The organism is Tessaracoccus yangjingae (assembly GCF_055326235.1).
In genome coordinates, this window is sequence record NZ_JBUZNN010000029.1 from 1 (window position 1) to 4,548 (window position 4,548).

A 4,548-nucleotide genomic window follows, 5' to 3' on the forward strand; every position below is an offset into this window, starting at 1 on the left:
TGGGGGTGTTCCGCGATGCGCTGCAGGACGGTGATCGCGGCTGCACGCAGCTCCGGGGGCGCGGTCTCGGTGAGCAGGATCTCGTGGATCCCCTTGAACACCCGCTCATCTGCGCTGTTGTTGCCGGTGCCTGATCTGAGTGCGGCATCCAGGGCGTCCGGGGCCGTGGGCAGGGATGTGATCGTTGATTGGTCTTGTCCGGTGAGCAACCAGAACTGCTGGTCACCGGTGCGCCGGCTCCACAGCCAGCCGTCACGGTCGATGTAGTCATCGAAGTAGGTGACGCCCGAGTCGACTGGCATCGGCTGCTGAGATGAGCCCTGGCCAGCGACGCTGTGTTGCTCCTCCACCCTGACCACGTGCAGGAACGCGTCGGGCTCTCCCACGGGCGCAGCGGCGGCCGCGACGGCCACCGGCCCCAGCATCGCTACGGCCGAAACGTATCGAGGTGACGGCAGGTTGCGGGGTGTGGCCAGCGTCGGTGAACTACTGCCAGTCACCCCAGCCACTGGCGGGTCGGCAACGGAGTGGCCATTGAGGGTCACCAGCGCCTGGAACGCAAGCCCCAGCACAGCCAGGCCCGCTACCGCGGCAGCGACCGCCGCCGGCCAGCGGCGGCTGCGGCGGATCGGCACCACACTGGCACGTGCCTGCACCTCGTGGAACACCGATTCCCGGCGCTGGGCATCGAACTCGGCATCGATGGCCTCATCGGTGGGCCGAATGGACTCAATGTCGCGCATGTCAGTCATACCTTTCCCCGGACAGGTCGCAGCACGGGTGCCGCGGCTGTGGATGGTTCCATCAGGTCGGTGAGCCGGTGGCGGGCCCGTGAGAGCCTCTTCGTGAATGCCGGCGTTGAACATCCCGCCACCGCGGCGGCACTGGTGTGGTCCAAACCGTCCCAGCCGACCAGGAGGAGGGCTTCGCGCTCCTCGTCGCTGAGGCGACGCAGAGCATCGAGGAGGAGCTGCCGGTTCACCACCAGGCTGGCCATCGACTCGTGGCGTCTGTCACGAGAACCCGCAAACAGTGCGTCGGCGAGCCGGTCGCGGCGCTGCCGCGCACGATGCTGGTCCACGAGCGCTCGCTTCGCCGTGACAATCAGCCAACCCATCGGATCGGCGTCAAGAGAGGCCAAGTGGCGCCACGCCTGGACGTAGACCTCAGCCAACACCGACTCGGCCACATCCGGATCGGCATGCCGCCGCAGATAGGCATAGACACGACGCGAGGTGCCGTCATACAACCGCCGGAAAACCTCGTCCCCTGGAGCATTCACATCCCGTATACGTTCCTCACCCACCCGATATGACTGTGCACACCAAAATACTTCCGCGACGCTCCAAATGGACCCGGCAGCACACCCCCCAGAACAGGGGTACCGGCCCCCGGGAAGAACGACATGGGAGACGACCACGGCGCCTCCCGCACACACCAAAGCGCACCAGCACCCGTGGACCTCAGCAGCAGCGAGGTGAACCCACAACAACGACACACATGGCATCAGCAAGACACACGGTGACGAGGAACCCGATGCCACAACAGTCGGCGCTGAACGAAGGCTGCCGCGCAGGTACCCTGACTGCGCACGGCGCGCAGGCGAAGGAGGCCAGGAGTGGTGCGATTCATCCTCGAACTGCTCACCGGACTCTCCGCCGCGGCGATCGTCACCGCGGCCGTCATGGTCACGATGTTCTACCTCGGCCCCTGGGCCGATCCACCTGGGATGGACGAACTCTGGTGGCTGCTCGCTGCAGCGGCGGTCCTACTCGCATCTTGGCGATGGTGGGCACGCCGACGAACACCTTGAACACGCGAGCACCACCCATCGCGGCAGACATCAGTGCGTTCGCCTGAGCAACTCTGCACTGGCATGGCGGCCGCCGTTATCGCGCTCGGCGCGCAGCTGGATGGCGGCGCCAGGAAGCCTTCGGGGAGGGTCAAGCGGGCGGCGTCGTAGCGTGAGCTGGTGACCCAGGAGTCAGTGATCCCTTGGAGCTGAACCGCCGCGGGTCAGTAGCCCGATGACTGACACAGCGATCAGAAAAGAGCCCACCAGAGCAACGAAATCGAGAGTCCCGCCCCAGACCAACGACAGGAACTGCAACGGCTGCGACAGGGTGGGGGCCGTGGTGAAGACGAACCAGGACGGGACGGCGGTCCCGATCACAGCGAAGAACCCCAACAGCCCACCCAGAACAAGGCCACGACGACGCGTTCTGGCCACGGGTCCTGGCCAGAACCCCCGGGCGCCGGCGCTGAACACCGCCGCACCCGCGAGCAAGATCCAGAAGACGGCGTGCAGGACGGCGTCCGTCAGAGCCCAGCCGGGTCCACCCTGAAGCAGAGTCCTGGCCGCCCATGTGGCGATCGCCGCAACGCCACAAGACGCGGCCACCACGCCCAAAATGCGCGGAGAAACCACCCTCTTGGCTTGCTCGGCAACCATCGACTTCGACCGCGACTCCATGACAGAACCCTAGAGGCCTTGGGGGTCAGGCCCCCAAGTGAACATGCAGGTTGCTGGAGGAGCTGACCCTGATCAAGGGGCCAAGAGGCGGAGGATCATGGAGGCAGCGTCATCGCCACCGGCAGCACCCAATGCGGCAATTGCGGATGTTCCAGAGGTGGCTCAGGAGGCCTCTGAGAGGCGTTGCACGACGTACTGGTTGAGGCTGAGGTGCTCTTCGGCAGCTTGGATCGCGAGGCGGCGGTGCAGGCTTTCCCCGACACGGAGGTTGAACTTGCCCGAGTAGCTCCGCTCCGACAGCGGTTCGGGGACGGCCTCACTCTCCGCCGCCAAGTCGGCCACGGTGTCTGCGACCAGGTCAACCAGCCCCTCCAAGGCCGCTGGCTGGGAGTCGGCGAGCCACGACAGCGAGGGGAACTCGGCGCAGGTGGCGACGAACTCGTCGTCTTCGACCGACCACGTCACTCGGTAGGTATAACGGGACACGTCGGCCGTTTCGGTGTGGGACATCACTTCGCCTCCTTCTTGTCGATCGCGGCCAGCACCTGCCGCACCTGGTACGACTTGGCCTGGCCATTGCTGTTCTGGATATTCACCCGCGGATCACCGGGCCAAGGGGCCTTGAACACCGCGTGTGATCCGCCGGTTCTGCGGGGCGGACCGAAGTAGTGCTCGCAGACCTTGTGGAGGTCGTCGAAGCGCACGTTCTGTGGACTCTTCCGCATCGCTGCCACGAGCTTGTCCACGGTCGCCACAGCGATATGGTACCGCAGGTAGTACCACCGTCAAGCCTAAAGCGGTCGATCTTCACCATCCGGATCACATCAGGAGCGGCAGAGTCGGATGTTGCGAGGCTTCAGCCAACTCCCTGGGTTCGAGCCTGTCGGCAGCCCGAGGGACGACCCGTGTCTGACCGACCGACGGTCGCGCGCCCGGGGTCGAGCGAATGCGTCAGTGAGCCCAAGCGGGCCATGCCCGATCTCGCGTATGGTCGTGTCCATGCGGAGCCCACTCGCGCGTGAGGACGTTAGCATCTGGCCCGCGACCGAGGACCGCTTCACAGACGCATGCGCGGCCGTGAGCCCAGGCTGCTGGTGCGTGCTTCCCCGATTCGGGCCGAAGGACACCCCTGACGGTCGCGAGGCGAAGTTCAAGGAACTGCTGGTTGGCGACGTGCCCCCAGGCCTGATCGCGTACGTGGACGGCGAGGTGGCCGGTTGGCTTGGCTTCGGCCCTCTGGAGCTTCTGCCGGCCGTGAAGAATTCCCAGCGATTGACTCAGGTCGACCTGGCTCCGGCCTGGACGGTCGTCTGCTTCCGCATCCGGAGGAAGCACCAAGGCCGCGGGCTCGCACGGCTCCTGCTCCAGGCAGCGGTCGACTACGTGCGGAAGGCCGGCGCGCCGATCATCCAGGCCTACCCCGCCGACACCAGCGACGGACGGATGAACTCGACGGCGGCCTACGTAGGCACCACCACGCTCTTCGAATCCGAGGGCTTCGAGCGCATCACCAAAACCGTCGCGACGGCCGCCAACCACCCTCGCTGGCTCATGCGGTTTCGACTCGACTAGGTCAGGCCCGCGGCAGTTTCGGGCGTTCAGGCGGTCCGTGACCCGGCCGTGTCATCCAGTTCGTTGAGGACACTTCTCGTCAAGCTCGAGGGTCACCCCGCCTCAGACGCGGGCTGCAACCCGAGCCTCCACCGCGGAGACGGTCCCCCAGTGCCACCGCCCACGTTCAACCGGGCCCTAGGCCACCGCCACTACCGCCACTCCCCCGCGGACATCGCCACCCGCCACCCCCAGGTGCCGAAGCCGAGCGCGCGGAAACGAGCCCGCAGCGGCACCCTCTGTTCCGCCCCCTGAGCGTGGACCCCCGCACTGGCGTCCCGCCACCGCGGACACCCTCGACGCCGACACCGACATCTCCACCGCAGCGACCAACACCGCCACGGAACCGCTCGACTGACCACACCGCACGGCGGCACTCAGCCAGCCAGAGGCCACGCCTCGGATCGGCGAAGGGGCCAATCGGCAGGTTCGGTGTCGACTACGGCACCAAACCTGCCAATGTG

Annotated in this window: 7 protein-coding genes; 2 read left to right on the forward strand and 5 right to left on the reverse strand. The window is 66.4% G+C overall.

The genetic code is table 11. The features are described 5' to 3' along the window. Together ACZK5D_RS16735 and ACZK5D_RS16740 are read right to left on the reverse strand one after the other, a co-directional pair. On the reverse strand, positions 1-743 hold a 743-nt coding region (locus ACZK5D_RS16735; protein WP_463665525.1), incomplete at its 3' end, for a hypothetical protein. A gap of 5 nt (positions 744-748) precedes the next feature. Then, positions 749-1,249 carry an RNA polymerase sigma factor gene (locus ACZK5D_RS16740; protein WP_463665524.1) on the reverse strand — a complete coding sequence of 167 codons (501 nt, stop codon included), beginning with the start codon at positions 1,247-1,249 and terminating at the stop codon, positions 749-751. A gap of 369 nt (positions 1,250-1,618) precedes the next feature. On the opposite strand from ACZK5D_RS16740, the gene ACZK5D_RS16745 reads away from it, so the two are divergent. After that, entirely contained in the window at positions 1,619-1,813 is a 195-nt protein-coding gene (locus ACZK5D_RS16745; RefSeq protein ID WP_463666139.1) for a hypothetical protein, read from the forward strand. Between the two features lie 171 nt (positions 1,814-1,984). Here ACZK5D_RS16745 and ACZK5D_RS16750 read toward each other — a convergent pair whose 3' ends face one another. The 3 genes from ACZK5D_RS16750 to ACZK5D_RS16760 all read right to left on the reverse strand — a co-directional run bounded on the left by ACZK5D_RS16750 (position 1,985) and on the right by ACZK5D_RS16760 (position 3,228). After that, positions 1,985-2,473, reverse strand: coding sequence for a hypothetical protein (locus tag ACZK5D_RS16750; protein WP_463666140.1), 489 nt, complete (start codon positions 2,471-2,473; stop codon positions 1,985-1,987). Positions 2,474-2,635: 162 nt separating this feature from the next. After that, complete coding sequence (locus tag ACZK5D_RS16755) at positions 2,636-2,983, reverse strand: type II toxin-antitoxin system HicB family antitoxin (RefSeq protein ID WP_463666141.1); 348 nt, start codon at positions 2,981-2,983, stop codon at positions 2,636-2,638. Beyond that, complete coding sequence (locus ACZK5D_RS16760; RefSeq protein WP_463666142.1) at positions 2,983-3,228, reverse strand: toxin HicA; 246 nt, start codon at positions 3,226-3,228, stop codon at positions 2,983-2,985. Before ACZK5D_RS16760 ends, ACZK5D_RS16755 begins: the two co-directional genes overlap by 1 nt. A gap of 343 nt (positions 3,229-3,571) precedes the next feature. Between ACZK5D_RS16760 and ACZK5D_RS16765 the strand changes: the two genes are divergently transcribed. Next, positions 3,572-4,045, forward strand: a complete 474-nt coding sequence (locus ACZK5D_RS16765; protein WP_463666078.1) for a GNAT family N-acetyltransferase — start codon at positions 3,572-3,574, stop codon at positions 4,043-4,045. Positions 4,046-4,548: the final 503 nt, after the last annotated feature.